Genomic DNA, 26,094 nt, shown 5'->3' with positions numbered 1-26,094 from the left:
TGCACCTGTAACCTTCTAAAATAGGGATATTTTAGTAGAGCCCTCTGGGATACTTCTAGTTAAATAAAGAGGCGGTGAGTCACTGGGGAAACAATGAGAATTGATGTGTAGCAACAACTGACGATAACGTTATCTTGCTTTTGGGCAAAAAGAAAAGCCCGCGGCTGCGGGCTTGGCGTCACTTAAAATCAGCGGAATAAAAGGACTGACTTAACGATACGTCAGCGTCGTAGTATCCGTTAACTTGTCGTTATCTTTAACGGTCAGTTCAACTGTGTGTTGTCCACGGCGGGCAAGGCGCAATACCACTTGACCGTTAGCGCGGGTGCCGTTGTCGAACGTCCACTTATGTTGCTTGATTACGCCATCGGTATCGTAGCTAGTCGAGATAAACATATCGACGAACAATAAATTGATACGTTGAATTTGCGCAACAGGCGGTTGTTTTACCTCTCCAACCACCACAGTCACAGTTTGTGACGTGCTATGGGTTAAGCCATCGTTGTCAGTCACAGTTAGCGTGACCAGATACTCGCCGCTTTGGCTGTAACTGTGAGTCACTACCTCACCCACTGCCACTGTGTTATCACCAAAGCTCCACTCGGCAGACACGATTTGTCCATCGCTGTCGGTTGAAGTGGATGTCAGTTGCACTGCAGCACCATTCACCACTTGAGTAAAACTGGCCACTGGCGCGACTTTTTCCGCTTCGAGCAAGAGTGAAATCACCACAGGATCGTGATCCGATGAGCGATACGCATCAGTAGCGAATAAGTCTTGGATTTGAGCAGGCGTCTTAAACTCTTCGTTGTAATCCAAAACGCGCGGTTCGTCGGTATTGATATGCCATTCAGTCACATCCACCACTTTATCTAACAAGGCAGCGTTTGCTAAAGCATGGTCCAACTGACCCGATTCTGCCGAGAACACATAGGAATAAGGGTTCGGCTTTTCAAGTTTGGCAAACAGCTCACTAAAGCCCGCGTTACCTAACGCCGTTAATGGATCTTCCTTCGCATAGGCGTTCAAATCACCAATCAGCAGTACACCTTGATCTGGATATTGCTCGCTGATCCATTGACCTGCAGCCGTCGCCGCACGGGTACGAGTGATATTACAGTTGCCTTGACCATCATTGAGATCAGGATCGCCCGCACATTCACTGCCCTTAGATTTAAGGTGATTAACCGCAACAACCACGCCCTCTTCACTGCCGTTAACGCTAAAGGCTTGGGTCAGCATTGGACGGTTTTTACTGTCATCAAACAGGGGCTTTTGATCGCTATCTAATGGCGAATTGGCACTGGATAGAATGCGTGCAGCGCCCTGCGGCGTGACTTTATCGCTACGATAAATCAAGCCAACTGTGATGGCATCGGTGCCAATCGCATTCATGCCTGTTGGCGCGATATAAGCATAACGCGCTTCACCCACAGCGGCATTCAAACCTGCGACTAAATCAGCAATGGCCGAATTAGCGCCAAAGCCATCATTCTCGATTTCCATCAAGCCAAATACGTCGGCACTAATGCCCACCATGGCGCTGACAATCTTCGCCTTTTGACGCTCAAATTCGCTCAACGTATTGGCACCACGGGCAGTTGGGAAACCTGCACCTTGACCATCACCATTGAAGTAGTTAAGCACGTTAAAGCTAGCGACTTTTAGATTACCGCCCTCAACCAATGTGGGTGCGATTGGACGTGGGTTCTCCGCTACAAAGTTCACCGTCTCGATTGGCATAATGCGATACAAATTAAAGCCATAGTGCATCACACCCGTAAGCGATGTGGCTTTATCGCCTACACGCACAGTGTTTGATGCGCTCAAACCAGGAGCGGGGAATTGCACAGGATCAGGATTCTGCGCCGTTAAACCATCATCCAATAAAATACTGTCACGTTGGTTAGCAGCGCTCACTGCCAGCGCATCCGCGCCCGGTGCAGCCACTTGCGTACCAATAAAGTGGCGCTGACTGCCTAATGAAATCTCGCCGTAACGACCTAGGTTGTAGACTTCGTTCACCACTAAATCTTGGCTGAAACGAACACGCATGCCCTCAAATGGCTCAAAATCATCACTGCTGTTAACCGGTAAGGTCACCACAGCCGCTGTTGGCAATGCTTGTGCAGTGGCACACAACTTATGATCTGATACAGTCGTTAGTTCAGTTAAGCCTTGATATTCAGTGACTTTGGCTTTTAAACGAATACGATCGCCCGCCACATACGCAGTAGGCGCAGTGCCGGTATACACAAACACCCCTTCCGAGGTTTGTGGATCGCTATCGGCTTCGTTATCAGCCATTTGTACAAAAATGCCCTTAAGACCGGCTTCTTGATTACTGACGACAACCGCTTCAACCACTAAGGTTTGACCATTAAGAGGACTGGCAGCGCCCGCGCCTTGAAGCGCATGAATTGCTGTGGCTTCTTCGCCGCACACTAAAGAACTCGGTGGAGGGTCGACGGGATCGGTTGGCGTGCCCGCGCTGAATTTACCGAGATCAGAAATATCATCCTTCGCAAAACCTAACCAAGTGCTAAAGCTGACAGCATCGTCACTGATGGGATCGGCAATCAGCTGATCAGGATTACGGCGCAGGGTGTTGTCTTGAGTGGATAAATCACCACTGCCCCACTCGGCACCGGGATCGACACCAACTTGACCTAAACTATCAATCACTTGATTTTGATAAGTCAGTTCAATCGCATCGTCGCCGTTAAAGAAGCTGGCGTTACTCTGTTGATTGGTAACCGCAAGAATATCGGCAGACGCGTCGTTATCGGCAACCACATACGTCGCCCCCGCCGCTAATGACCCAGTGAGCGCTATGGTCGTACCGACGTTGGTGCTGCCATTGAAATAGAAACGCAATTGGTATTGGCTTAAATCAATAACGCCCGCAGTTGGGTTATACAGTTCGATGGCTTTATTGTTGCTGCTGCCTTCGACGTATTCTGAAATGATCACATTATCCGCGCCATGGGCAAGCCCACAAACGCTGCTGATGGCTAACGCCAGCACAGTTTTAGTGTTAAACATTGAGACCCCTAAATGTATTGTTTTAATATTTTGTATTGAATTGCGATTTAATTGATGTGCTTAGATGCTTCAAGATGATGTCACCTCGAACACTGACAATACTATAGAGGATTAAGGTTACAAATTGGTTGCGCCAAAGTTGCAACTTAAGGTTGATATTATTGGTGCGATTTAGCGATCAGAACTAGGAAGAAAGCAGTACGGGGAATGCTGGCCGCCCATTACAAATGCGGCCAGAAATAATCAATGTAATGGGTATAAATCGCTCTTAACAACATAAGCAGAGCCAATGGATGAAAGCCCCGACGCAGGGCTATAAGGGCTCAAGTTTTTCATCGAGTAAACTGACCAGCAGTAACTCACCTTGGGCGTTCACCCTAAACTCGCCGTATTTAGCCGCACTGAAATGATCGGCTTGCCCTTCTTCAAAGAAAAAGCTGTTCGATGCGAGCTTGATTTGATTACCACGAACACGAAATTGCACCCGCAGCTGATCTTTACCCAGCGCTTGGTCGGTATAAAAATCCATAAAACGCGCCACTTTTTGCCCATCTAGTGCCAGCAACAACTGACCCTGCATTTGTTGCGGCGCTAAGGCGCTGTTCACATCGCGGGCAATAGCATATTCCAGCGCCATGTAATCCCCCTGCATTAACGAGCGCGGATCGACTGGCGCTAATGCAAAGCGCACGACTTGGCCGTGATTAAGCAGTTGTTCGAATTTGAAAATGCGCCAATTCACGCCAGCGAGAATCGCAACAGTCGTGAACAATACTATGCCCAGCGACCATTTATGTGAAGCTGCCAGTTTTCCCATCACATTGCCCATCACATCGTCTCCTTGGCATTTTCATTGGCAGGAAATAACCGCCACACCAGCATCCTTGCCACCAGCAACAGCGCGCCTAAACCCATCAAATAAGCAGATTTCAGCAGTAGCGTTGTTTCTAAGGAATAATAATATCCGCTGACAAACAACAGCGCCGACACAATTCCCATGCCTTTTAGCCAAGGCTCATTGCAATAATGGCCAAGCAGAATCAATAGGATAGCCGTCGATAATCCCTGCATAGGTAAAGATAAACCGCTAATAACCATTAAACCGAGAAAACAGCCTATCGCCGCCATTGAGTTAAGTGATTGTTGGCGTTTGCGAAATACGCTGACCAACAATAATCCGCAAATGACAAAAATAATCGACAGATGGCTTAGCGTGAACCACAGACTTTGTTGCCAAGGACTGAATAAGGCTTCAAAAATACTGTCCATGCTAAAGGCATGCATCAGTTGCAATGTAATTAATGCCAGTGCAAAGCCGTAGATAAGCATGCGCGCGCGGCGGTAATGACGTCCGAACCGATTGATATTGAACAACACTAAGCTAATAATTAAGGCAAACAGACTTGGGCTGACATTGAGCCATTCGAATTTAGCCATGAGGCCAATCACGCACCAACTTAAGCCAAACGCGAACACAAACTGGGCTAATCCATGGGCAATTAAGCCCCACAACAGCAAGAGAATACCTGCCATACACAGATACCAGTTGAGGCTAAAATCATTGTCGATTAAATCATAGAATCCCCAAGCCACACTGATTAAACCACTCAAACAGGCGGCAAAAGCAAATTGCTCAATGAAGATCTGTTGCCGCGGCAAAAAATACAAACCAATGCCCACGGCTAAATAGGTTAAGCCGATAAATAAGGCGACGCCCTCACCTACCCGCTCAAAAATAGCGCCAAATGCCGCCATCATAAAACCCAATAAAAACAAAGCGGCTATCCAAGCGGCAAAGGCCTGCATAGCGGCAATATACCAAGGAATATCCTGGTTTTCAGGCATTTGGGGCGTATTGACTTTGCCCTCGGCATACAAGGATTGCCACAGGGTTATCAGACTGGATTCACCCGATGCATCAATTGAAGCGGCATTATCTTTTGAAGGAGACTTTAAAGGAGTCGCTACTGAACTCGTTAAAGAATTGGTCACCATGTCGCCATCCGGTAAGCCATTATTGTTGCTCATGAATGTCTCCCACTTTCCCTTGGGTCGCTCTCGCTGCGGGCTCAGGTTCTAATTCTGACATAGATTCTGACAGTGGTTTAAGCTTGCGACTGAGTTCCTTTAACCAAATACTCAAGCCTGTGCTTGCTAAAATGATATAAAGCCCAATAAACAGAAACCCGCCTATGGGATCATTGTCCTCAAACATCAGCCGGATCAGTAACGCAGCGCCCACGGCAATCAAGCTAAAACCGCCCAAGGCCAAGGGATAAATGCGCGGTAAGCGATAGCGAAAAATAACGAATCCAAATATCAGATGGGCAAAATAACCACAAATGATCCAAGTACTCGCGCCATCAGACTTAAAAAGATCGTCGAAAATCAACCAAGTGATTAACCAAGTAAAACAACCCATAGCAAACAATGAGCAGGCATATTCGAGGATTGGCGCGTGCCAACGCCCCGCGACGTTACGGCCTAACAATACAAAAGCGTAATAAAAAGATAAATTCAAACAGATAAAGATCAGCAGTTGGCTTTGCTCATCCAAGAAAGCTCCCCATAAATGGGAAAAGGAATCCAAAAATATCCCTATGCTTAGGTTAATAAGCCCCACCAACAGCAGCCATAAACCATCGAATCCTGCCACCCACGCAAAGGGTAAAATCACTAACGCCCATAGGGCGAATAGCTGCCAAGGATCGGCGCCCGTTTGGTAGGTTTGTCCAACCAGCGCTAATAAACCGCCCACCAATACGCTCGCGGCCAGTAACACGCCATTGGCTGTCGTCGCACCAAATCTGCTGTCGTTGCTGTCGTTGCATTGATTACTGTGGTTACTATGACTGTGACGAAGGTAATGGGAAGCCGCAGAAAGGGAATTAGCACGATAATAGAGCCAAGCAAATGCGGCGATGGCGAGCACTATCGCCACTTCAATCAGCCCGAATTTGGCAACACGCCCGAGGGATTGCCAATTGTAGGCAAAGAAAAAAATTACCCCAGAGGCAAAGCTTAACGCGCCAAACCAGAGCAATAGGTTAGCGATTAAACTGCGCCAGCTCGACTTATCTGGCAACACTGTAACCTGCCGATAAAGCGTATTCGCTTGCTCTTGCGTGATATGTCCCTGTTCAACCCAGCCACACACTTGAGATTTTATCTGGCTCAATGTGAGTTCTCCCTCATCCTGTTTGCGCTAGCTTACTATGACCTATTCAAAATTCGCACAACATCGACAGCGTTGAGTAAATTAAATTGTGTATACTTGTAAAAAATCATTAACCTTTCGCATGATTAGGGGTGACCATGGTAATAAGACTGTTGTATCGTCTACTCTTTAGTTTCATCTTAGGGATCAGCGTATTTTCGGCCGCAATCGCCCAAGATAACAATCAGCCACCCACAGCACCTAATACAATAGTCCCCAATACAACAGCCCCCAACACGATACCGACTATTCGTGTCGGTGGTTATCCATTTGCCCCCTATGTGGATCTACAACAGGATGGCCGTTACACAGGCCTCACCCTCGATATCATTAATGCATTGAATCAAATACAACAAGAAGTGTTTTTTGAATTTACCGTCACCAGTATTGAGCACAGATATAAAGCCTATATGTTAGGCCGCTTCGACATGATGATATTTGAGAATCCCGCCTGGGGATGGCAAAAAATTGCGGATCAGTTTATTCCGCTAAATATGATAGATGGAGAAGTGTTTATTGCGCTTAGGGCCAAAGCCCATAATCAAAATTATTTCAAAAACTTAACCAATAAATCAATCGCATTCGTTAAGGGCTATCACTATCAGTTTGCCCACTTTGAAACTGATACTGAAACGCTGAAAAAGCAATTTCGCCCTTTGTTTGTTAGCAACAATAGAGCCTCTATCGAAAGCATTTTGCGCGAACGGGCTGATATCGCTCCTGTCACTCATTCCTATTTACAGTATTATTTAAAGGCTAACCCACAAGACAGGCATTTACTTTTAATATCAGATAAATGGGACCAAAAGTACGATAATGGCATCTTGCTTAACCACAGTTCATCACTCGATGCTAAGAAGCTAACACACTGGATTCAGCAGCTCATCAACAATGGCAAACTCACCGAACTCGCTGCCCAATACGCAATCCAGTCGAGCCAATAATTTTTTATTCACACTATTAGCGCAGTTAGTTTCGCCAAGTCGTTAACGCGTCAAGCGCGATGATTATCTGAGCATGATTAGCGATTTATGCGACAGACAACAGAGGCCCAAGCATTGCCAAAGTGCCAATCAGCAAAAAAATTAAAGCCTGCACTATAATCATCTGGCCACTATTTGGCGGGCTTAAAGTGGCAATATAAAACTGCCAAATTGCAAAGATCCCGTAATTCATCCCAAGAAATAACAATAAGCTATAGGCATACATACCTGGGATCACTCTAAGTGCACAGGCCAAAAGTACCGCAGTTGAGGCCACAAAAAACACTGACTGACAATGAAATAAACAGCGCAGCATTTGCTTGCTCTGCTGGGAAACATTGGCCTTTAACAGCGGCGCCAATAGAACACGCTTACCATAGATCAAATGGTATCCACAGACTCCAGCACTCAAGACAGTTGCTGCCATTAATGTTAAAACCATACTGCTCCTCGTTATTGCTCATATTGGCTGGTGTTTGAAGATAAAGCGTAAACAGAACTAAAATTGCAACCCTAGCGATAAGACCCTGAAAACCCCAGTTGAGTTTCAGCAGAGTGCAAAAAGGAGCCCTTAGGCTCCCTTACATCACATATTTCAATTCACAATGCTCAAAGTCAAATGCTCAAAATCACATGCTTAAAAACCTGTGCTGACTCAAACCTGCCGACTACATAGTCGCCATAGTCCAATAATCTAAACGCTTTTGTGGATCGGCTAATAGGTTTTTACATTCTTCTTTATATTTGCCCATTAACGCACCTAAGTTACTTGAGCCCCCTAAGCTTTCGATTTGACGCGCTTTCGCGTCGGCAACTGCTTGAGTCACTTCAGCTTCAGAGCTGTATTTCTTGGCTAAATTCTCAGATTCAATTTTAGAGCTTTTTAAACGCTCACCCACAGCCTGCATTTGCGGTGCATTCATCGCCCCAATAGCTTCTGAGCTAATTTGGTAATAAGCGGCACACTCAATGGCTTCTTTACTAAACGCTTTTTCTGCTTCATCAGCCCAAACTGCGGTACTGGCACTCAATACTAAACCACCTAATACCAATGTTTTTACCTGAGTTAACATGTTACTTTCCTTTTAATCGTCATAAATAAACCTACTCAAGCCCTGGGTGGATCTCAAGCTCGTAGATATAAAAATCTTGGTTACGCACAAAGCCTAAGCCTTCATACAAGCCCTGTGCGCGCTGGTTTTTTTGCTGTGTTTCTAACATCAAATAACTCATATTATGCGCTTTGGCATAACTGGCGGCCTGCTGCACTAACGCTCGCCCAATACCGACACATCGGGCATGTTGAGTCACATACACATCATTGAGGATCAACATTGGAGCCATACGTAACGATGAAAAGCTGGGATACATTTGCACAAAGCCTAATCCAAGCCCTTGATTATCTTTGGCAATAAATATCACCGATGACTCATCTAATAATCTTGCTTGAATAAACTGCTCCGCCGCCGCAACATCATCCCTGCGCCCATAAAACTGTCGGTACTCATTGAATAACACTGCAATCTCATGGGCTTGAGTCACATCTGCTCGAGTTATAATGCTTGCCATGGGCCTTTCCTTGGTATCGTTAGAGTGTTGGCGGGTGTTGTCGCAATCGAAATTGCAAACTGTTTTTCACCGCTGGCCACTCAGCATCAATAATGGAATACACCACAGTATCGCGAATTGTGCCGTCTTTAAGAATTTTGTGATTACGCAACACACCATCTTGCTTAGCACCTAGTCTCGCAATCGCTTGTCTGGAGGCTTGGTTATGCCAGTGAGTTCGAAACTCAACGGCAATGGCATCTAAGGTTTCAAAGGCAAAGGTCAATAGTAATAACTTAGCTTCGGTATTGATCCCCGTACGCTGGGCACGTTTTGCATACCAAGTGTAGCCAATCTCAAGGCGACGATTTTCAGGCTCCCAATTGCAAATTCGCGTGCAGCCGACAATTTCACCGCTCACTCTATCCCGCACAGCAAAGGGAAAACTCTGACCCCGCGCTTTTTCTTCGAGGGCTTTAGTCACATAGGACTTCACCTCGGCGGGTTCTGGCACACTAGTAAACCACAAACGCCAAAGCTGACCATCTGTTACAGCTAAACTCAATGCCGCCACATGGGACAAAGATAAAGGCTCAAGCACAATATGCTCACCCGTTAAACAACCTAAGTTATCTTCACAGCCCACAGTCTCGCCTCCGTTAGATAATAGAAAAGTGTGTTGTTGCGCACATTTTTATCTAGCCTAACATTAAACGAGAATAAAAAAACACCCTATTTTCAGCATGATTGGACAAATTTGTCCTATTGTCGACGGCTTAGATTACCTAAAGCTTAAGAGTGTAAAAAATTTGAGAAATGAGTGAATGGCAGTTAAATCCGCTTGGAGTCAATACTGCTATCACAGAATACGTCGCGAAATGAGATAAGCAATCGGGGCCAATAACAGCAAACACCTAAATCTGCGTTCAGTATTTAAGCGTTTGCTATCCGTTGAAGCTAGCCACCATAGTTAGAGGCAAAAGTTAAAATCTAAAGTTAAAAGCCATGCACACTGTTACTGACCCTAAACCAACCCGCAATACTATTGCGCTGGGCTAAGGTTTTAGTCACTTCATGGGGAAATCGCTCACTGAGAAAAATCACAAAATGACCCATTTTAGGTGCGATGCGTTCAATCTCAATATCAGCTTCATCATAGATAATCAACTCGCCACAATCAGCCGCTTTCCAGTCAGGATTTAAGAAAAACACTGTGGTTAAGATACGGTTTTGACTGCCTTTTAGCGCATCGACATGCTTTTTATAAAATGCCCCAGGCTGATATACCGCATAGTGACTTTCATAGTCGAATAACCCCATAAACAAACGACGATTTAAGCCATTTTTGAGTTGCGTCATCAGTTCAAGATATTGGGCATCAGGCTCGTTGTGCTCTTCTAGCCATTGTATTCTGTCGCGGCGAATGTCGGGGTTTAATTGCTGCTCTGCGCCACGACCAATGGACGCAGCTTTTAGCTCATGTGCTTGCGTTGATTGAATTTTTTCCAATAGCACTTGGCTTATATTGTTTGGAACTAAGTCAGGTAAAAAGATATAGCCTTTGTCTACTAAGGCATCAGCGATCACGTCCAGCATTGCTTCACTTAATTGCGAAACCATTATGCTACATCCAATAAAAGGGCTACGCTTTTGCTGTACTCAAGGGCTCAAGGAGGGATTAAATGAGCCTGATTTTCGAGGGGCGTCGATACGAGATATGATTGCCATATCTCAACAGTAAATTTTCAGAATTCTAGAGTAAAGAACGCCGAATTACAATAAAATAAAAATCACTATAAACAACAGCTTAAATTCAACTAAACAGTTCAACTGGCTCATCATCTGGGCTAAGCTGCACACACTGCTCAAACTGTAATCCCAGTTTGTTCAGCAATGCCTTTGACGCGCCATTATGGGCGCTCACAATCGCCACAATACGCTCGATACCTAAACTTTTGCCTAAATCAAAAGCGGCTTTCGCGGCTTCGAATGCGTAACCCTTACCCCAATATTGCGGCAAAAATGCATAGCCTATGTCGACATTATCAAGCGTCGGCCGTTTGATTAAACCGCAAATTCCTATGGTGAATCCGTTCTCCGCAAGCACCACGGCATAAAAGCCAAAACCACATTCGGCATAACTTTTCATTGGTCCATTGAGGATATAATCCTTGGCCTGCACAAGCGTGCGTACTCCCCTGTCCCCTATATTCTCAATAAAGCCTTGGCTATTGAGCAAGACTAACATAAATGAAGCATCGGCTGGGGTTAACTGCCGCAGGATTAATCTCGGAGTACGCGCCACTTGCATAGGATTTCTCCACTAAAAATAGACAATGTTTATAAAAATATAGTCATAAGCTTTTTCATAAATAACGGACGTATTGGCTGCCGTCCTTTTGCGGTTTTTGGGGTGCCACAACCGCTGGCGTACCGACATACAAAAAGCCGACAATTTGGTCGTGTGGTTCAAGGCCTAAGGCGGCATTCACATTAGCATCGAAGGCAAAATCGCCCGTGCGCCATACCGCGCCTATGCCTAAGGCAAAAGCCGCTTGTTGCATCGCCATCGTTGCGCAGCCCGCTGCAATTTGTTGTTCAAGTACAGGCACTTTAGGGTGTTGCTGCGTTTTTGCAACGACAGTGATCACCATAGGCGCACGCATTGGCATACCCTTGGCTTTATTAACGAAATCCTCGTCGGCGCCGCTGGCTTTAGCCGCCTCAACAAAGATATCGGCTAAGGTGTTTAACCCTTGATCCGTGGCAATAATAAATTCCCATGGGGCTAATGCACCATGATCTGGCACACGAATGGCAGCATCTAAGATGATTTTTAATTGACTCGCATCGGGAGCGGGAGCGATTAATCGCGGGGTCGATTGACGGGTGAGCAAAAGTTCAATAGCGTCCAAGTTCTTATCCTAGTTCGATATAAATTGCGTTCAAGCATAGCAAATTGCAGGCAAAGAGGCATAAAAAAATCCCACCGCATGGATGGGATTTAACGCTTTGATTGCGCTTGAAAATCCAGAGCTCTTTATAAAATGCTTACTTAACCCCGCAACGCTTAGCGATGAAATAATCTAGGCTAGTGTAACGGCCGCCGCCTAAGGTAAAGAGTGCCAACAACATAATGAAATAAGTGGCCGCAAACTCAATACCATTATTAAGCACAGCTAAGTTACCTGAGCTGGTCAGCCAGTCGTAATTACCATGCTCCTGCAATATTTCTTTAGCTTTCGCCAGTTTATCCCCTGCTTCAAGCACTCTGTCGTTGGCAAGCCAAGAACTGCCATCGGCAATCGCTAACCAGCCATTTGGCCAATGCACTGTCAATGCGGCGACCAACATAGTGACCATCAAAGGGATAGATATCAGCCGAGTCGCAAGCCCAAGCAGTAATAAGATAGCGCCAAAGAACTCGGTTCCCGCCGCCAATCCTGCCATTACCGCCGGCATTGGCAGGCCTAAACCCCAATCGGGATTGGCAAACCAAGCCACCGTATCGTCAAAGTGGGCGAGCTTGTTATAACCCGCTTGCATCAACACGGGCGCAAGGTAAATCCTGAGGGCTAATGGTGCTAAACCATCGAAATAGCGACTCATATTGAGCAATTTTTGGTAACGGGATGCAAGTGGCATAGTGTCTCTCTTTGACTGATGAATTGGCTTGCAGGAATAGACCCTAGCAAGCCCATAAATCTTTCATGGCCTAGGCTTTTTTTGCACTTGCCTCTTTTTCAATGGCTTCTTGATTAAGCTCGGTGAGATCTTGAATGAGTCCGCCCAACTTTTTATAAAAGTGCTTCGACTGCTTATCCGATAGGCTCGCGTTCATCGCTAGCAGTAAGGTTCCAAATGCCTCAGTATTTTTACGCAAAAAAACTTTATGTTGTTCAGACTTAAGCTCATCGGGCTGCGTCATTAGCAAGGTCAAACGCTCGGTTAATAGCGCTTTATCGGCGCGCTGGCCAAGGGCGACCTCAAACTGACGTAACCATTCGTGGCGATACTCGAGCCACATATCTAAGGTGGATAAACGCTGTTGATTATACTGATGAATAAGCTCTTTTTGTTCAGTACTCACGCTGCCAAGCCAGTCATCAAATTGCTCTTGAAGGTTTTCATCGGCCTCTTTTTGTAACTGCGTTGGGGTTTTGCCGGCAAACTCTTTGACAAGCTCCTGCTCATCTTCCCGTAATTTGGCGAGGATTTGCTTCACCTGTTCATCGGACAAGGACATTATGATGGGCAGTAACTCTGGCAAGGCAAACTCAAACAAACGAAACCAATGCCGCTTAGCAATCTCCACATGCTCGGCCCATAATACTGGTGTTAAGGTATTGGTTTTGATGAGGCTTTCGACTTCGGTTAATTGCACCACATAATGGGACAATTCTTTGGATTGGTGCCAGAGAACAAATTTCTCAATGAGGGCGTCAAATGCCTTTTGCTGCGGTTTATCTAAGGTAACGTAGTCCTCTTGCTCCCAACCGATGGCCCAATCGAGGAAATGGTAACTGAATTTAGTGGAACAGGCGCTTAAGCCTAAGAGACACACAAGTAGCATCACGCCTTTTTTCATACTGAATCATCCATCCTAGAACTGTTACTAATATGACGCTTGAGCCTATATAAAGTTGCCTCTTATATCAAACAAGTTTGTCTAATAAAGGTTTTTAATATGTTAATACTTTGCCTGCTTTAAATCGCCAATCGTGCCGCTAATCGTTATGATGCTTGGGTGATGAGCGGCCAAAAACAATCAAACCATGCGAGATAGTCGGCGCTACGACTGGGCTCCGTTTGCGCTGCCATCAATAATGCCCAGTAGCAAGCAAATACCCAGTACATGTCAATGGCGGCAGGCACGGCCGCTACGGCGTGGGACGTGACATAGGGATGTTGACTCAGATACTGCGTCACTAACTCGTTTTGCTGGGCTGGCGTTAACGCATGGGTCGCTAACACTACGGCTAACTCACACAGTGGATGCGACGCCGTCGCATACTCAAAATCGATACAATACAAGCGGTTGTTTTTGAGTAACAGATTGTGGGGATTAAGATCGCGATGGCAAAACTGCGGCTTAATTAAACAAGCCGCTAAGTCATCACACCAATGTTTGATGTCGATTTGAATACCAAGCAGCTTAGCCACTCGCTCACTCCAATCGTGCGTGAGCGCAAGAGATGCCTGATAGGCAAGCATCTGCTGGTGATATTCCTGCCATTGCTCTGTGATACTAATGGCATAAGAACCTGTGGGCAGTTCCCGCAATTGCAGCAATAATTCCAGCAGTAAATTCGCAGCTGAGTTGGGATGCTTATCTTGCTGTATTGGCATCAGCCAAGGTTCAGGATTTAAATAAGCTTGTTGTGAATAGCCGTGATATAAAATACCCAAAGACGACTGCCCCAGCACAAAATCAGCGGCACTGGTTTGGCGCTCTAAGGCAGGCCAATGGATGAAGCGTTTACGTTGAAAGCGTTCGCTATCAATCACATTGTGTTCAATTACTGCACACTCTGCAACGCTCGCTACAGCACTTTCGATAAGGTCACTCTCAATAAAATCACTGAGGTAGTAGCGCTCATCTTCACTCACCCACAGCAGTGCTGGGGCAAGTTTAGCTTGGGCGAGTTGTTGCCAGTAAAAACGCTCCTGCTCGCGGAAGCAAAAACTGTCCGCCGCATCGGCATTGACCCGCAGCACATAACTGCCTGCAGGCGTAGTGATCTTGTAGTTATGATTACTCAAGCCGCCGGAAAGCTCGCAAATGCTCAGCACTTGCTCAAGTCCAGCTCGTTTGAGTATGGGCAAGAGTGCGTTGAATGATTCGCCCGCTGTGTATTGCATGGCTGCGATTACATCGAGCATTAACTGAGTAACTTCAAGGCATTGGCCTCACGGGCGTCGGCTAACGCAGTGCGCCACAGGAAATACCCTACTACAGCAAGCCCCACATAGAGTACGAATAATAACGAGGTCAGCATCAAGCCTTTGCTGAGATAAAGGTAAATCGACACTATGTCGATAACGACCCAATAGAGCCAATTTTCAAGTACTTTCTTCGCGACTAAATAGGTCGTCATCACAGCAAAACAGGTCGTGGCCGCATCTAAATATGGGAATGCGGCCTGAGTATACGTCGCCATGCCGTGACCGACTAATAACGAAATAACGCCTGTCACCGCGATCAGTTTCAAGTGAGTTTTCAGCGGCCAAGTGGTCACTTTGACCCCTTGATGTTTATCGCCGCCTTGGGTCCAGAGCCAATATCCATAGAGCGCCATCGCCATATAATAGATATTCAGCACTGACTCCATCAGTAACGACACCTTCCAAAACAACACAGTGTAAATGGCGGTACTGGCAAAGGCCGCCGCCCAGCACCAGACGCTCGCCTTCATCGCCAGCAGTAGATATGCCATGGCTAGCAATACCGCCAAAGCTTCCCATGCGGTCATCACATGGACTTCACCAAAGGCCGCATTCATACTCTCGACCATGGTTAACCATAAATCTGTCATTGTGTTGTTCTCACTGCCTATTTATCGCGTATGTGACGGTAAAGCGTTATTCGCTGTGGGCTAAATTAAGCTCACCACCGATAAACTTACACACAAATACTGCCTTGCCCCACTTCTCATGGGCGGCTTGCATCTCGGTCGCCAGCATAGTCATCACATCTAAATAATCGCCGCACACTTGTGTTGCCATCGCATTCGTGACGCGCTCGATATGAGGATAGCTATCCACCCGGCCAATGAACCACTTAATCGGATCGAGGTAGTTCTCATTGAAGGGATACATGCTAATTTCTGCGGTCAGTTTCATTTTAATTCCTTAAATTTGAGAGAAGCTGCAGCCCTTACACTGGACTACAGCTTAGTCATGAGTTAACCCAATAGGCTCATAGTGATATGTGCTATTACATGAGCTTTTACATAAACTTAACGTTAAAGCTGACGCCAATCTGACGCGGATCACCGTAACGAATATATTGCTTTTCTGCCCAGCCATTATCAGGCTCGTTACCGAAGTAGAAACCGCGCACACCGTATTCTTCATTGAACAAATTACGGCCCCATAAATAAGCCGACCATGCACTCGCCTCATAGCCCACGCGGGCATTGACGATAGTGTAGGGCTCAGAGCGGGATTCATTGCTGTCGGAATAGTAAAACTCACTCTTACCGCTCAGGTTTAGGTTAGCAAACCAACCCGAATTGGCACGATAAGTCCCACCAAGGCTGTAGGTAAAGTGTGGTGAATGGGCCAGATCGCGGCCAGTTAAATCCACCTCAGTGCCATATTTGTCCTGATACTGATAATCGCCGTAGGCGGTTTCTAACCAACCTAAGCTTGAGTAAATTTGTAGATTATCCGTGGCATACCAGGTCGCATCTAACTCAGCACCATAGTTATTCGAACTGCCTGCGTTTTCGGTGAACAAAATAAAACGCTGTGGTTTATCAGGGTCTTGCTGGGATGCCGCCACCTGTTGATCTTGTCTGTCCATATAGAACAGCGCCAGATTAGTATCGATTAGCCCCGCTAGCCAATAAGATTTAAGGCCGACTTCATAGTTATAAAGCGTCTCAGTACTGAACTCTTTTTTATCGTTCAGTTCGACAGGCAAAGTCATGTTAAAACCGCCCGCCTTGTAACCGCGCGCGACACGGACATATGCGTTGTGTGAGTCATTCAGCACTTTACTCACTGCAATATGACCACCCCACATGGTTTCGCTCGGGTCGAAATTATCGTTATTCGTATCTGAGTAATGGCTATTGCGGCGCTCTAAACGTAAACCCACAGATAAGGCATAATCTGAGCCCAGATCCGTATCGAGCTGACCAAACAAGGCATAGTTCGTCGCTTCATACTCAGAGTCTAAGACTTCATCCGGCCAAGTATTGTATTCAGAATACAATTGGTTATCTTCTTTCAGATTCATGGCGTACACACCAAGCAACCAATCTGTGCTGTCCGCAAAAATTCGGCCCTGCTCGGTAGAACTTAAGCGAAACTCTTGCGACGCGGTTTTACGCTGACCCGTTTTATCCCAAAAATAATCATATTGGCACGGCGCCAGATTGCCATAGTCATCACTGCATTGCTTAGAAGCCCAATACTCTGGGTTCGACCAATCGCCATCGTAACTGTAATGGTGATCGGTATTCGCAAAGGACGTTAACGAGGTCAACTCAAAGGTTTCGGCGCCAGAATAGGTCGCTTTAAAGCCTGCGCCTGTGGTGCGCTGGCTATCGACACCCGGTTGATCCGATGTCGTCTGGGTCGGTGAATTGGTTAAACTCCACACATCGTAGCCATTATCAAAATCGGCGTGCAGCACAGTTAAATCAAACTGCAAATCGTCAGTCGCATACCAGCGCAGCTTAGCGCGGCCGCTGAACTCATCGCGGCCATTGGTATCGTCACGACCTAAATAGAGGTTGTCGTGGTAGCCATTTTGTTGATGTTGCTGCAGTGACACACGATAAAGTAGCTTGCCAGAATCCGTTAATGGGCCAGAACTGAAACCGCTAAACGTGCGTAAATCATCATCGCCTAACGAGACTTCTGCACCATGTTCAAACACATCGGTGGGGTCGTTACTTTTCAGATAAATCAGTCCCGCTAAGGCATTCGCGCCATAACGTGTGCCCTGTGGTCCACGTAGCACTTCGACCTGTTGTAGATCGTACATGCTCGACACCATGCCAATACCGGATAAATCGATATCATCTATGATGTAACCTACAGAAGAATTAGGTGCACCTTGGTATTGCTCTTGCTCACCTACGCCGCGAATTTGAAAATATTTAGGCCGCGAACTTCCACCTGACCAGTTAAAGTTGGCGATAGAATTGAGCAGATCTTCAAAGTGCTGCGCGCTTTCATCTTGAATTTTTTGACTGTCGATAACGGTAATGCTGGAGGGCATTTTTTCTAAACTTGAGCTGCGAAAATCCGCCGTCACCACCATGACTTCCATCTCAGTGCTGGGATCGGGTTTATCGATAGCATCTGTTTGTGCAAATGCAGCAGAGCTCAGCGCAGCAGCAATGGCTAATGCCAGCGGCGCTCGGGTTAAAAACAAGCTGGGCGATACGGTTGAAAACGGGGAATGACGTTTTGACGTGTTACTGTTTAGCGTTTTACTGTTTAACATAGGACCTCAAATACATAGTTTGAGATCCGGCAACGAATAAGCGATTCAGAAGTGTGCTGTTGATTGGCCCATTCCTACGCCGGTATTAGCCGGATCAGGTTCTAAGGGTTCGTCAACTGACATCTCAGTTTGCAGTAATCAATGTAAATTCATTCGCTGCAAACACCCCTTGGCGGCGCCTAGTATACATGACGGAAATAAAAAGTGGGCACTCTTATCTCTGCGATTCAATTAAATGTCGCGAAAACCACGGCCTTTCAGTTCGTATGATGAAAATATCTTTAGTAGCCGCCTAAATCCTTTCGTCCATTTGACCGCCTATCATGATAATGCTATAGAAGGTCGCAATTTCGAAAACAGTAAGAGGATCATAGTCGATGCAGCTAAAACCTTTATCGAAAGGACGTTATAGCCAGCGATGGGAGCAAGACTATCCACTTATTGAAGCGGTTGTACTTAGCTGTATCAGCGAAATAAAAATGCTCAAAAAAGGCGCTCACCTCATGACGCAGGGGGAAGCGATGGCATCACTTGTATTGGTGAAGCAAGGTCGCGTATCACTCGGCCATACCGCGAGAAATGGTCGGTGTTTTCAATTAGGTACTATTGATTGTGATTCACAGCTGTTTGGCGAAATGGAGTTCTTCACCCAGTACCACTGTCAACTAGACATTATTGCCAGTGAACCCTTAGAAATCACGTTGATTAGCGCTGAAAAACTGCAACATTACCTCGGTCAACACCCTCAACTCGCGCTATTTTTCGCTAGTGCAATTGCGATTGACTACCAAGACACAGTGGATATTTTTACTCGGCGACTGCTCTATCCCATCAGTTATAACGTGGCATTTGATATTTACCATGAATACTTAAATGACTTGCCCGTAGATGGCTTTAGTAAACGCTATTTAGAGGCTGAACGATTTGGTACTACCGACCGAGTCTACCGTCGGGCACTACAAAATCTTGAGGAACGAGGCTTAATTGAGCGGAAAAAAGATGGCATTCGGATTTGTGATCTCAACGCACTCAAGAAATTTGTTGAAGCAGGCATATAATCGCTTTCAGCATAACCCACACTCGACTTAATTTAACAACCGAGTGTGGGATGGATGCACAGGTAAATTAACTTACCGATGGCGAGTGTTGTTCCATAGCCGATTTCATCCGACTTGAAACGATCAATAACATAAATATCGCTGCGTAAAGCAAAGGAATCACATACATCACTGTTTGTAATCCGATAATACGTTCAAAGAAAGAACTGATGGCTGGGCTAAACATCGCCCCTGCACTTCCGCTAATAAGAATATATGACACATTTTTGCTGCTGGCTTTTTTTACAAAAGACACGCCATAAGCAATAAATGCATTATAAAGCGCGGCACACACAAAACCGTAACCATAGGTTAAATAAGCTATCCAATTAAGATTATTGGTACTGACAATGGCAGAGGTGAGCACCATAGCTAAAGCAATAATACCAACTAAGAAATGGTGAATTTTTACACGAGTCACAATCACAGTCGAAATTAGGGCACCAATTAGCGCAGCGGACCAATACTGGGTAATAATATTACCCGCCTCTTCAAACGGAATATCAAATTTTTGTTTTACAAATAAAGGTGCCCAAGTTAAAAATGTATATAATGCGAGCATCCCTAAAAATAATCCAATACCCCCGCTAATAATTCCAAAATTCCACTCAGATTGTTGCTTATCTTCTGTTGAAGAAGACTGCTCACATATAGAAAAATTAGTGAATAATGTAATAATGACGGTACCTAACGCGACCAAACCTACAGCTAAATAGCTATAACTCCATGATAGTGAGCTTGTTAATGCATAAGTTGTTATCAATGGAAAAATAACACCTGCAATATTAAAAGTCGCATCCTGCACTACTAACATTGTGCTTTGTAATTTCTCTTGCCACACAGACACCACAATCGTACCAGCAATACATAGACCGATACCGCCACAAAAACCAATCAAGGTCATTGCCACCATCACAACTTGTAGGGAATTGGTTAGATGTAAAGCCAGAGCAGAAAGAGCAACCAGACTGTAACTTATCAAGGTCATTCTTTTGATACCCATTTTTTCAATAAAGAAAAATGCTGCAATCGTCCCCGCGAGTGCACCACCATTGAGCAATGAAAAGATTGATGCAACTTCGTTAACATTAGCAGCAAATTTCTCAGCTATGGGTTCAATCAACATCCCAAATTGGGTCGCAAAGCCCGCCATAATAAAATTGGCGAGAAAACTGATGGCTGTTAAAGTAATTTTATTATTCATTATGTCATTCCATAAGTGAAATGCTAAGGGTTCAAAGGATGGCTTTAAACCTAATTGAGGGCGGTTTCTAACGCGAGCTCGATCATATTATTAAAAGAGAGTTGGCGTTCTTCGGCCGTTGTTTCTTCACCGGTTAAACAATGATCCGATACCGTTAAAATGGCTAATGATTCGATACCTTGTTGGTGTGACAATCCATAAAGCCCCGCCACTTCCATATCAATACCTAATACCCCAAAACGCTCAAGTGCGGGGATCATATCTTCATCGGGATCGTAATAAAGATCACCACTAAAGATATTGCCAACTTTTACACTAATACCTTTCTCATTCGCTGTTGTATAGGCTTTATGCAATAAAGAAAAGGTCGCAGAAGTTGCCATTTGGTAGCCGCTACTACGCTTAGCGTTAGTAGGTGAATCCGTACCTGCGGCTTGGGCTAAAATAACATCTCGCATTTGTACATGTTTTTGTGTTGCACCTAAACTGCCAATACGAATAATGCGTTTCACGCCAAAATAATTAATCAGCTCATGGCCATAGAGCACCATAGATGAAATACCCATACCATGCCCCATAACGGAAATGCGTTGTCCTTGGTAAAAGCCCGTGTAACCAAGCATATTGCGAACATTCGTGACTTCTACGGCATCGGTGAGATAGGTTTCAGCGATATATTTAGCACGTAGTGGATCACCCGGCATAATAACAGTTTCAGCAAAATCAGTAGGTTGAGCATTAATATGAGCAGTCATCTTTCTATCCTCATGTGGTAATATGCTGATAGTAGTGCTCAATCACTAAATGTATTTAGGACTAAAGTCCGGTTCTAGCCCTGCAGTAAGTTTTTTTACTCAACAATGAGTAATTAATCGCATATTTCAACATGATAAGGCTGAATTAATAAAGATAAAAAATGAGAAAAGGTTGTTGAAAAATTAATCAATACGGATAAAAATGGCTTACCCCAGAGAGAAGTAAGCCATTATAACAATCACTTTATATCAAAAAATAATTTATAAACTAAACAAAGGCAAACTCAGGCTTAGTTCGAAAAGGTTTCGCGCACGTACACATCAAATTTAACCACTTGGGCATTAGGTGCCACGGCGGAGACTTGCAATTGTTGCTTGCCGTGTAATTTGACCGATTTCCAGCTGGTTGCCTCATCTTCTATGGTGTAACCGCTGGCGTCGTACCAAGTGAATTTATACTGCACACGCATGTCAGTTGATGATTTGCTAACAATCAGCGCAGAGCCCTGCACTAAATCACCGACTCGGCGAGCATCCACACTCTGTACCGCAATATCTCGGGCAAAGCTGGTATTATCGACGCGGGTTTCACCCAGTGAACTCACTGAAATCCCGGCGGTATGTGAGGCACAAGCACCTAAGGTCAGCGCCGCGGCCAATAATAGTCCGGTATAAATTTGTTTCATATATTTCTCCCAGTCACGCGACTAAATGCGCGGCTAGCGCGCATTATTCCCTATTAAACGACAAGCTAAGTGAACTGTGCTGAACTTATGCTTAACAAGACAGACTTAATCATCACTCAACTATCTGCTCACTAAAACGAGTTAATCAATCAGAAAGTGCGCCCGTGCCGTAGCGATGAGCTGCTTACGATTGGTTTGCCAACAATCGATATTCACGTTGGCCACTCTTCGCCCCTGACGGGTAATGCGACATTCTGCAAAGCTATCTTTATGCAGACCCGCACGCAAATAGTCGATAGAAAAATCGACCACTTTAGGCACTTTGGCTGTTTGCATAAAAACCATTAACTGCACTATCGCCGACATCTCCATAAAACCTGCAATGACGCCGCCATGGATAGCGGGCAACACAGGATTACCGATATTGTCGTCCTTAGCAGGTAATTTAAAAATCAGCTCATCACCAAAACGCTCAACCTTCATCCCAATAAATTTGGCATAGGGAACGTGCTCAAGTAAATGACCAAAATCGTTAAGCTCAGTGGCGCGCTTAACAATGCCTTGCACATCAATAGGAGCTTTGACTTGGGCGTTTTGAGTGGGACTGGCTGCGCCAAGTTCCGAATTATTTGCGCTCATCAGTGTCTCCTATTTCAGGCACGGCTTCACCCATCAGCGCTTGTCTAAAGGCATCACCCACCATTTCTGGACTGATCCGCATAAAGGAACCAACAGCATGGGCAATAGGATCATCTATGCTGTCTTGATAAGCAATCGCGCGGGTAAAGGCAATGTTGGAAGACAACTTGTAGCATTCCGCAAACCCAAACACAGGCTTATGGGGCTGAGCGGGCTTCATATAATCCACCCGCAAATCAAGCGTAGGTGAGATTTCTAACAATTTGAATTTATGGAAAATTGCACTGACCACTGCACTGCCACAGGCGGTATCCATTAAAGTAGTAATAACTCCGCCATGGATAACGCCCGTATCGGGATAACCAATTAATTCAGTGCTGTAGGGCAACTCAATCAACACATGGTGCTCACTCGCCTCCAGTACGGTTAAACCGAGACGACGACACTGGGCTAGTTGATCCACAAACCGCTGGGCCATTTGGGTCAGCGGGAAAAAATCCGAATTTACCTTCATTGGCCTTGGCTCAACATGGGCCCCAGAGGCTCCCCGCCCACAAGGTGGAAATGAATGTGATAGACTTCTTGTCCACCGTGTTGATTGCAGTTCATGATCAGTCGGTAGCCATCTTTAGCGATACCCGCTTCCGCCGCCAATTTAGCCGCAACAGTCATCATACGGCCAAGCACCGGCTCATCAGAGGCTTTCATGTCGTTCGCCGTTGGGATCAAATGATTCGGCACAATCAAAATATGGGTTGGCGCCTTAGGGGAAATGTCTCTAAAGGCAGTCACAAGTTCATCTTGATACAGAATATCCGCGGGAATTTCGCGACGAATAATTTTGCTGAAAATCGTTTCTTCGGCCATGGGGCGTCCTCCTTGGGTTAGTTGGCATAGTATACTAGTAATTCAATGCTTTGTGTCTGTAGATATTTTGCTTTTCATTTGCCAGTTGCAGGCATTTTTGGCAGCATGGCCACCATTAAAACACTCAGGTTTTGCAGGATAAATATGATCCATTACCAGATAATCCCCGTCGATCCGAAAGCCCATTTATTCGCTGTCACTATGACATTATCCCAACCAAAGCCAGTGCAAGTCTTTAGCCTACCCGCTTGGCTGCCTGGCAGTTATATGGTGCGCGACTTTGCTAAAAATATTATTGAACTCAAGGCACAAGATGCCAATGGCCAAACGCTCAAGCTCAGCCAACTAGATAAGCAAACTTGGTCGATTGACAATAATAGCAGCGAAATTATTCTGACTTATCAAGTGTATGCTTGGGATCTGTCGGTACGTACTGCGCATTTGGACACGACCCACGGCTTCTTTAACGGCAGTAGCGTGTTTTTATCCGCCCACGGTTTTGAACAACAAACCCACACTGTCACTATGTTACCGCCCTCTGAGTCCACATTAAGTGATTGGCGCGTCGCTACCAGCATGACCCGCATCAGTGGTGATGATCTTACCTTCGGCCAATTTAGTGCCACAAGCTATGACGAGCTTATCGATCATCCAGTGGAAATGGGCTTATTTACCTTAGCCAGTTTCGATGCCTGCGGCGTCCAACACGATATCGTCCTCAATGGCCGCCACCGAGCTTGCATGCCAAGACTCTGCCAAGACTTGAAAGCCATTTGTGAGTATCAAATCAATCTTTTTGGTACGCCTGCGCCGTTTAAACGTTACTTGTTTATGACCACAGTATTAGACAATGGCTTTGGCGGGTTAGAGCACAGAGCTTCTACCGCATTGATGTGTTCTCGCAAGGATTTGCCACTGTCGCTCGATGCGCCAATTAATAACGACTATCGCACTTATTTATCCCTGTGCAGCCACGAGTATTTCCACAGCTGGAACGTGAAGCGGATTAAGCCGGAGTGCTTTTTACCCTATAAACTTGAGGCTGAAACCTACACGCCACAACTGTGGGCCTATGAAGGCATCACTTCCTATTACGATGACCTCCTTACCTATCGCGCTGGGTTGGTAGATGAACACAGCTATTTAGATATGCTGAGTGAGACCTTCACCCGTGTCTATCGCAGCCAAGGACGCTTTAAACAAAGTGTTAAAGATTCAAGCTTTAATGCCTGGACTAAGTTCTATAAGCAGGATGAAAACGCGCAAAACGCCATCATCAGTTATTACACCAAAGGCGCGCTGTTTGCGCTGTACTTAGATTTAACCCTGCGCAGTGAAACCCAAGGCAAATACAATCTCGACCATGTTATGCAGATTTTATGGCAGGAATATGCTCTGCAAGACAAAGGCACGACTGACAGCTGCCACCAAGCGATTGTCGAGCAACTCCTAGGCCGTGATTGCCACGATTTGTTTGTCTACTTAGATAACACCGACGATATTCCACTGGCTCCGCTACTTGCAGAATTTGGCGTCGAGTTTAACCTTCGAGCCAGCCAAGGTCCGCAGGATGTGGGCGGCGGGCAAGCGAAAGGTTATGAGATTGCCTTTGGCGCGAAAACTCAAGTGGCGCCGATGGGATTGAAAGTGGTGACAGTTACCCAAGGCAGCCCTGCCCACCTTGCGGGATTAAGTGCGGGGGATATCTTAATCGCCGCCGATAACTTGCAAGTCAGCGCGCAATTTGAGTCGCAGCTACAGCAATATCCGCTGGGTGAATCCTTGAATCTACATTGGTTTAGACGGGATGAATTGATGACGGGTGAATTGATGATAACTGCCGCGCCGAAGGACACTGTCGCCCTAGCAATTAGTGACAAAACTAAACTCGCGGCTTGGTTAGGACGTTAATTTAACGTTTTAATTCGATTGATTTTAAGACAAACAAAAGGGGCAAAAGCCCCTTTTATCATTTCTGAGATAACACTTAACTTAGGTACTAATCTCTAAACGCACACATCTAGGTCTAGAACAGTATTCCCTTGCGAAATCAGTGTCTTCTATCAGTGCTAATACAGATTTAAACCACCACATCGTGCAAATAGGTCTGCGCCCACGCAATTGCTTGACCACGGCTCGACACACCGATCTTACGGAATACTCGGTACAAATGGGTTTTTATCGTGCTTTCACTGACAAACAGCTGATTAGCAATATCTAAGTTAGTACTACCCGTTAAGAGGGCTTGTAATACTTCTCGCTCACGAATCGTCAGCGGCTCAGTATCTTCGAACAAACCAAAGTCATCGTTTACCCCATTGACAAGTTGAATTGGGATCACCCTATGGCCTCGTAAAATATTCGAGAATCCTAGGCTAATCTCAGTTAAACCCGCATCGAGATAAAACACCCCTGCGGTCGTGGCCGCTTGCATTAAAAAACGTGCATCGACTTGTTTAGGGAATTGTAAATAGACGACTCGTACACTTGGTTGTTCACGGGCAAGTAAACGCTGAAATTGATGGGCTTTTTGAAGATCAACAGTTGCTAAATCAATCACTACCATGGAGGCATGATTATCCTTGATTTGTTCACACATCTCATCAGGGCTGACTTGCGTCAACTTAACGAGAAACTCCTGTGGCCAACGTCCTGCTAGCAATTCCATTAATACTTGCGATCGTGACACTACAATCCAATGTAATATTTTGAACATCCTGCTCACTCCCTGTCTGATTAACGATTATTCACTTTGAGAACCTAAAATCCTCTCAATACAACTTCAACATCCGTTCAATAGACTTCCAAGTCTACCGTGGTGACGATATTAGCATTAGATAAAACAGATTAAAAAGACTTACGTGAAAAA

Annotated in this window: 27 protein-coding genes and 1 riboswitch; of the genes, 3 read left to right on the top strand and 24 right to left on the bottom strand. The window is 45.5% G+C overall.

The annotated features are described in order from the left end of the window. Positions 1-210: 210 nt before the first annotated feature. The 4 genes from Q4Q46_RS17180 to Q4Q46_RS17165 form a co-directional block, all read right to left on the bottom strand. Positions 211-3,045 (bottom strand): ExeM/NucH family extracellular endonuclease, encoded by a 2,835-nt coding sequence (locus Q4Q46_RS17180; protein WP_311906570.1) that lies wholly within the window; start codon positions 3,043-3,045, stop codon positions 211-213. A 313-nt stretch (positions 3,046-3,358) separates the two neighbouring features. Beyond that, positions 3,359-3,874 (bottom strand): GDYXXLXY domain-containing protein, encoded by a 516-nt coding sequence (locus Q4Q46_RS17175; protein ID WP_311906594.1) that lies wholly within the window; start codon positions 3,872-3,874, stop codon positions 3,359-3,361. After that, entirely contained in the window at positions 3,874-5,073 is a 1,200-nt protein-coding gene (locus tag Q4Q46_RS17170) for a DUF4401 domain-containing protein (protein ID WP_311906569.1), read from the bottom strand. The genes Q4Q46_RS17175 and Q4Q46_RS17170 overlap by 1 nt, the downstream gene beginning before the upstream one ends. Next, a complete protein-coding gene (locus Q4Q46_RS17165) occupies positions 5,060-6,223 on the bottom strand; it encodes a DUF2157 domain-containing protein (RefSeq protein WP_311906568.1) in 1,164 nt (387 codons plus the stop codon). The genes Q4Q46_RS17170 and Q4Q46_RS17165 overlap by 14 nt, the downstream gene beginning before the upstream one ends. A 137-nt stretch (positions 6,224-6,360) precedes the next feature. On the opposite strand from Q4Q46_RS17165, the gene Q4Q46_RS17160 reads away from it, so the two are divergent. Continuing rightward, positions 6,361-7,206, top strand: coding sequence for a substrate-binding periplasmic protein (locus Q4Q46_RS17160; protein WP_311906567.1), 846 nt, complete (start codon positions 6,361-6,363; stop codon positions 7,204-7,206). Positions 7,207-7,291: 85 nt separating this feature from the next. Here the strand turns inward: Q4Q46_RS17160 and Q4Q46_RS17155 are convergent, their stop codons facing one another. The 13 genes from Q4Q46_RS17155 to Q4Q46_RS17095 form a co-directional block, all read right to left on the bottom strand. Next, the gene (locus tag Q4Q46_RS17155; RefSeq protein WP_106650289.1) at positions 7,292-7,687 is read right to left on the bottom strand and encodes a hypothetical protein; all 396 of its coding nucleotides are present in this window, start codon (positions 7,685-7,687) and stop codon (positions 7,292-7,294) included. 226 nt (positions 7,688-7,913) lie between these two features. After that, complete coding sequence (locus Q4Q46_RS17150; protein WP_106650288.1) at positions 7,914-8,318, bottom strand: hypothetical protein; 405 nt, start codon at positions 8,316-8,318, stop codon at positions 7,914-7,916. Positions 8,319-8,349: 31 nt separating this feature from the next. Continuing rightward, complete coding sequence (locus tag Q4Q46_RS17145; RefSeq protein WP_311906566.1) at positions 8,350-8,814, bottom strand: GNAT family N-acetyltransferase; 465 nt, start codon at positions 8,812-8,814, stop codon at positions 8,350-8,352. Positions 8,815-8,833: 19 nt separating this feature from the next. Continuing rightward, positions 8,834-9,439, bottom strand: coding sequence for a GNAT family N-acetyltransferase (locus Q4Q46_RS17140; RefSeq protein WP_106650286.1), 606 nt, complete (start codon positions 9,437-9,439; stop codon positions 8,834-8,836). A gap of 350 nt (positions 9,440-9,789) precedes the next feature. Then, entirely contained in the window at positions 9,790-10,413 is a 624-nt protein-coding gene (locus Q4Q46_RS17135; protein WP_259512915.1) for a 2OG-Fe(II) oxygenase, read from the bottom strand. A 193-nt stretch (positions 10,414-10,606) separates the two neighbouring features. Beyond that, positions 10,607-11,104 carry a GNAT family N-acetyltransferase gene (locus Q4Q46_RS17130; RefSeq protein ID WP_106650284.1) on the bottom strand — a complete coding sequence of 166 codons (498 nt, stop codon included), beginning with the start codon at positions 11,102-11,104 and terminating at the stop codon, positions 10,607-10,609. A 55-nt stretch (positions 11,105-11,159) separates the two neighbouring features. Beyond that, positions 11,160-11,708 (bottom strand): NAD(P)H nitroreductase, encoded by a 549-nt coding sequence (locus tag Q4Q46_RS17125; protein WP_011846586.1) that lies wholly within the window; start codon positions 11,706-11,708, stop codon positions 11,160-11,162. A gap of 136 nt (positions 11,709-11,844) precedes the next feature. Further along, positions 11,845-12,438 (bottom strand): HvfX family Cu-binding RiPP maturation protein, encoded by a 594-nt coding sequence (locus Q4Q46_RS17120; RefSeq protein WP_300482073.1) that lies wholly within the window; start codon positions 12,436-12,438, stop codon positions 11,845-11,847. 70 nt (positions 12,439-12,508) lie between these two features. After that, on the bottom strand, positions 12,509-13,381 hold the full coding sequence (locus Q4Q46_RS17115) for a DUF6279 family lipoprotein (RefSeq protein ID WP_311906565.1): 873 nt from the start codon (positions 13,379-13,381) through the stop codon (positions 12,509-12,511). A 146-nt stretch (positions 13,382-13,527) separates the two neighbouring features. After that, on the bottom strand, positions 13,528-14,676 hold the full coding sequence (locus tag Q4Q46_RS17110; RefSeq protein ID WP_311906564.1) for a phosphotransferase: 1,149 nt from the start codon (positions 14,674-14,676) through the stop codon (positions 13,528-13,530). After that, positions 14,676-15,329 carry a nicotinamide riboside transporter PnuC gene (pnuC, locus tag Q4Q46_RS17105; protein WP_011846582.1) on the bottom strand — a complete coding sequence of 218 codons (654 nt, stop codon included), beginning with the start codon at positions 15,327-15,329 and terminating at the stop codon, positions 14,676-14,678. The genes Q4Q46_RS17110 and pnuC overlap by 1 nt, the downstream gene beginning before the upstream one ends. Before the next feature lie 46 nt (positions 15,330-15,375). Continuing rightward, entirely contained in the window at positions 15,376-15,636 is a 261-nt protein-coding gene (locus tag Q4Q46_RS17100) for a hypothetical protein (RefSeq protein ID WP_006081308.1), read from the bottom strand. A gap of 106 nt (positions 15,637-15,742) precedes the next feature. Beyond that, positions 15,743-17,977, bottom strand: a complete 2,235-nt coding sequence (locus Q4Q46_RS17095) for a TonB-dependent receptor (protein ID WP_311906563.1) — start codon at positions 17,975-17,977, stop codon at positions 15,743-15,745. Between the two features lie 54 nt (positions 17,978-18,031). Further along, positions 18,032-18,157: riboswitch (TPP riboswitch) on the bottom strand. 197 nt (positions 18,158-18,354) lie between these two features. On the opposite strand from Q4Q46_RS17095, the gene Q4Q46_RS17090 reads away from it, so the two are divergent. Continuing rightward, positions 18,355-19,035 carry a Crp/Fnr family transcriptional regulator gene (locus tag Q4Q46_RS17090; RefSeq protein WP_261273030.1) on the top strand — a complete coding sequence of 227 codons (681 nt, stop codon included), beginning with the start codon at positions 18,355-18,357 and terminating at the stop codon, positions 19,033-19,035. Positions 19,036-19,102: 67 nt separating this feature from the next. On the opposite strand, the gene tsgA is transcribed toward Q4Q46_RS17090, so the two are convergent. The 6 genes from tsgA to hinT form a co-directional block, all read right to left on the bottom strand. Then, positions 19,103-20,278, bottom strand: coding sequence for an MFS transporter TsgA (tsgA, locus tag Q4Q46_RS17085; protein ID WP_311891178.1), 1,176 nt, complete (start codon positions 20,276-20,278; stop codon positions 19,103-19,105). Positions 20,279-20,328: 50 nt separating this feature from the next. Continuing rightward, positions 20,329-21,033, bottom strand: coding sequence for a purine-nucleoside phosphorylase (gene deoD / locus Q4Q46_RS17080; protein ID WP_012196924.1), 705 nt, complete (start codon positions 21,031-21,033; stop codon positions 20,329-20,331). A 290-nt stretch (positions 21,034-21,323) separates the two neighbouring features. Next, the gene (locus tag Q4Q46_RS17075) at positions 21,324-21,719 is read right to left on the bottom strand and encodes a YcfL family putative periplasmic lipoprotein (RefSeq protein WP_220592722.1); all 396 of its coding nucleotides are present in this window, start codon (positions 21,717-21,719) and stop codon (positions 21,324-21,326) included. Between the two features lie 141 nt (positions 21,720-21,860). After that, positions 21,861-22,358: a PaaI family thioesterase gene (locus Q4Q46_RS17070; RefSeq protein ID WP_259521415.1), complete on the bottom strand. Its 498-nt coding sequence runs from the start codon at positions 22,356-22,358 to the stop codon at positions 21,861-21,863. Then, positions 22,345-22,872 carry a PaaI family thioesterase gene (locus Q4Q46_RS17065; RefSeq protein WP_006081304.1) on the bottom strand — a complete coding sequence of 176 codons (528 nt, stop codon included), beginning with the start codon at positions 22,870-22,872 and terminating at the stop codon, positions 22,345-22,347. Before Q4Q46_RS17065 ends, Q4Q46_RS17070 begins: the two co-directional genes overlap by 14 nt. Further along, positions 22,869-23,225 (bottom strand): purine nucleoside phosphoramidase, encoded by a 357-nt coding sequence (gene hinT, locus Q4Q46_RS17060; RefSeq protein ID WP_006086341.1) that lies wholly within the window; start codon positions 23,223-23,225, stop codon positions 22,869-22,871. Before hinT ends, Q4Q46_RS17065 begins: the two co-directional genes overlap by 4 nt. Before the next feature lie 144 nt (positions 23,226-23,369). Between hinT and Q4Q46_RS17055 the strand changes: the two genes are divergently transcribed. Further along, positions 23,370-25,136 (top strand): M61 family metallopeptidase, encoded by a 1,767-nt coding sequence (locus Q4Q46_RS17055; RefSeq protein WP_311906562.1) that lies wholly within the window; start codon positions 23,370-23,372, stop codon positions 25,134-25,136. A gap of 169 nt (positions 25,137-25,305) precedes the next feature. On the opposite strand, the gene Q4Q46_RS17050 is transcribed toward Q4Q46_RS17055, so the two are convergent. Next, the gene (locus tag Q4Q46_RS17050; RefSeq protein ID WP_006081301.1) at positions 25,306-25,941 is read right to left on the bottom strand and encodes a LuxR C-terminal-related transcriptional regulator; all 636 of its coding nucleotides are present in this window, start codon (positions 25,939-25,941) and stop codon (positions 25,306-25,308) included. Between the last annotated feature and the right edge of the window lie 153 nt (positions 25,942-26,094).

Origin of the sequence: Shewanella vaxholmensis (genome assembly GCF_031932135.1) — a bacterium.
Lineage (GTDB): Bacteria > Pseudomonadota > Gammaproteobacteria > Enterobacterales > Shewanellaceae > Shewanella > Shewanella hafniensis.
Note: the sequence above shows the minus strand (reverse complement) of the source record. Positions and strands in the feature narration are given on the sequence as shown.

What these genes read in the sequence shown, in the direction of transcription:
- Q4Q46_RS17180 (WP_311906570.1), bottom strand. Translation starts at nt 3,045, where the DNA reads ATGTTTAACACTAAAACTGTGCTGGCGTTAGCCATCAGCAGCGTTTGT.
- Q4Q46_RS17175 (WP_311906594.1), bottom strand. Translation starts at nt 3,874, where the DNA reads ATGGGCAATGTGATGGGAAAACTGGCAGCTTCACATAAATGGTCGCTG.
- Q4Q46_RS17170 (WP_311906569.1), bottom strand. Translation starts at nt 5,073, where the DNA reads ATGAGCAACAATAATGGCTTACCGGATGGCGACATGGTGACCAATTCT.
- Q4Q46_RS17160 (WP_311906567.1), top strand. Translation starts at nt 6,361, where the DNA reads ATGGTAATAAGACTGTTGTATCGTCTACTCTTTAGTTTCATCTTAGGG.
- Q4Q46_RS17155 (WP_106650289.1), bottom strand. Translation starts at nt 7,687, where the DNA reads ATGGTTTTAACATTAATGGCAGCAACTGTCTTGAGTGCTGGAGTCTGT.
- Q4Q46_RS17150 (WP_106650288.1), bottom strand. Translation starts at nt 8,318, where the DNA reads ATGTTAACTCAGGTAAAAACATTGGTATTAGGTGGTTTAGTATTGAGT.
- Q4Q46_RS17145 (WP_311906566.1), bottom strand. Translation starts at nt 8,814, where the DNA reads ATGGCAAGCATTATAACTCGAGCAGATGTGACTCAAGCCCATGAGATT.
- Q4Q46_RS17135 (WP_259512915.1), bottom strand. Translation starts at nt 10,413, where the DNA reads ATGGTTTCGCAATTAAGTGAAGCAATGCTGGACGTGATCGCTGATGCC.
- Q4Q46_RS17130 (WP_106650284.1), bottom strand. Translation starts at nt 11,104, where the DNA reads ATGCAAGTGGCGCGTACTCCGAGATTAATCCTGCGGCAGTTAACCCCA.
- Q4Q46_RS17120 (WP_300482073.1), bottom strand. Translation starts at nt 12,438, where the DNA reads ATGCCACTTGCATCCCGTTACCAAAAATTGCTCAATATGAGTCGCTAT.
- Q4Q46_RS17115 (WP_311906565.1), bottom strand. Translation starts at nt 13,381, where the DNA reads ATGAAAAAAGGCGTGATGCTACTTGTGTGTCTCTTAGGCTTAAGCGCC.
- Q4Q46_RS17110 (WP_311906564.1), bottom strand. Translation starts at nt 14,676, where the DNA reads ATGCTCGATGTAATCGCAGCCATGCAATACACAGCGGGCGAATCATTC.
- pnuC (WP_011846582.1), bottom strand. Translation starts at nt 15,329, where the DNA reads ATGACAGATTTATGGTTAACCATGGTCGAGAGTATGAATGCGGCCTTT.
- Q4Q46_RS17100 (WP_006081308.1), bottom strand. Translation starts at nt 15,636, where the DNA reads ATGAAACTGACCGCAGAAATTAGCATGTATCCCTTCAATGAGAACTAC.
- Q4Q46_RS17095 (WP_311906563.1), bottom strand. Translation starts at nt 17,977, where the DNA reads ATGTTAAACAGTAAAACGCTAAACAGTAACACGTCAAAACGTCATTCC.
- Q4Q46_RS17090 (WP_261273030.1), top strand. Translation starts at nt 18,355, where the DNA reads ATGCAGCTAAAACCTTTATCGAAAGGACGTTATAGCCAGCGATGGGAG.
- tsgA (WP_311891178.1), bottom strand. Translation starts at nt 20,278, where the DNA reads ATGAATAATAAAATTACTTTAACAGCCATCAGTTTTCTCGCCAATTTT.
- deoD (WP_012196924.1), bottom strand. Translation starts at nt 21,033, where the DNA reads ATGACTGCTCATATTAATGCTCAACCTACTGATTTTGCTGAAACTGTT.
- Q4Q46_RS17075 (WP_220592722.1), bottom strand. Translation starts at nt 21,719, where the DNA reads ATGAAACAAATTTATACCGGACTATTATTGGCCGCGGCGCTGACCTTA.
- Q4Q46_RS17070 (WP_259521415.1), bottom strand. Translation starts at nt 22,358, where the DNA reads ATGAGCGCAAATAATTCGGAACTTGGCGCAGCCAGTCCCACTCAAAAC.
- Q4Q46_RS17065 (WP_006081304.1), bottom strand. Translation starts at nt 22,872, where the DNA reads ATGAAGGTAAATTCGGATTTTTTCCCGCTGACCCAAATGGCCCAGCGG.
- hinT (WP_006086341.1), bottom strand. Translation starts at nt 23,225, where the DNA reads ATGGCCGAAGAAACGATTTTCAGCAAAATTATTCGTCGCGAAATTCCC.
- Q4Q46_RS17055 (WP_311906562.1), top strand. Translation starts at nt 23,370, where the DNA reads ATGATCCATTACCAGATAATCCCCGTCGATCCGAAAGCCCATTTATTC.
- Q4Q46_RS17050 (WP_006081301.1), bottom strand. Translation starts at nt 25,941, where the DNA reads ATGTTCAAAATATTACATTGGATTGTAGTGTCACGATCGCAAGTATTA.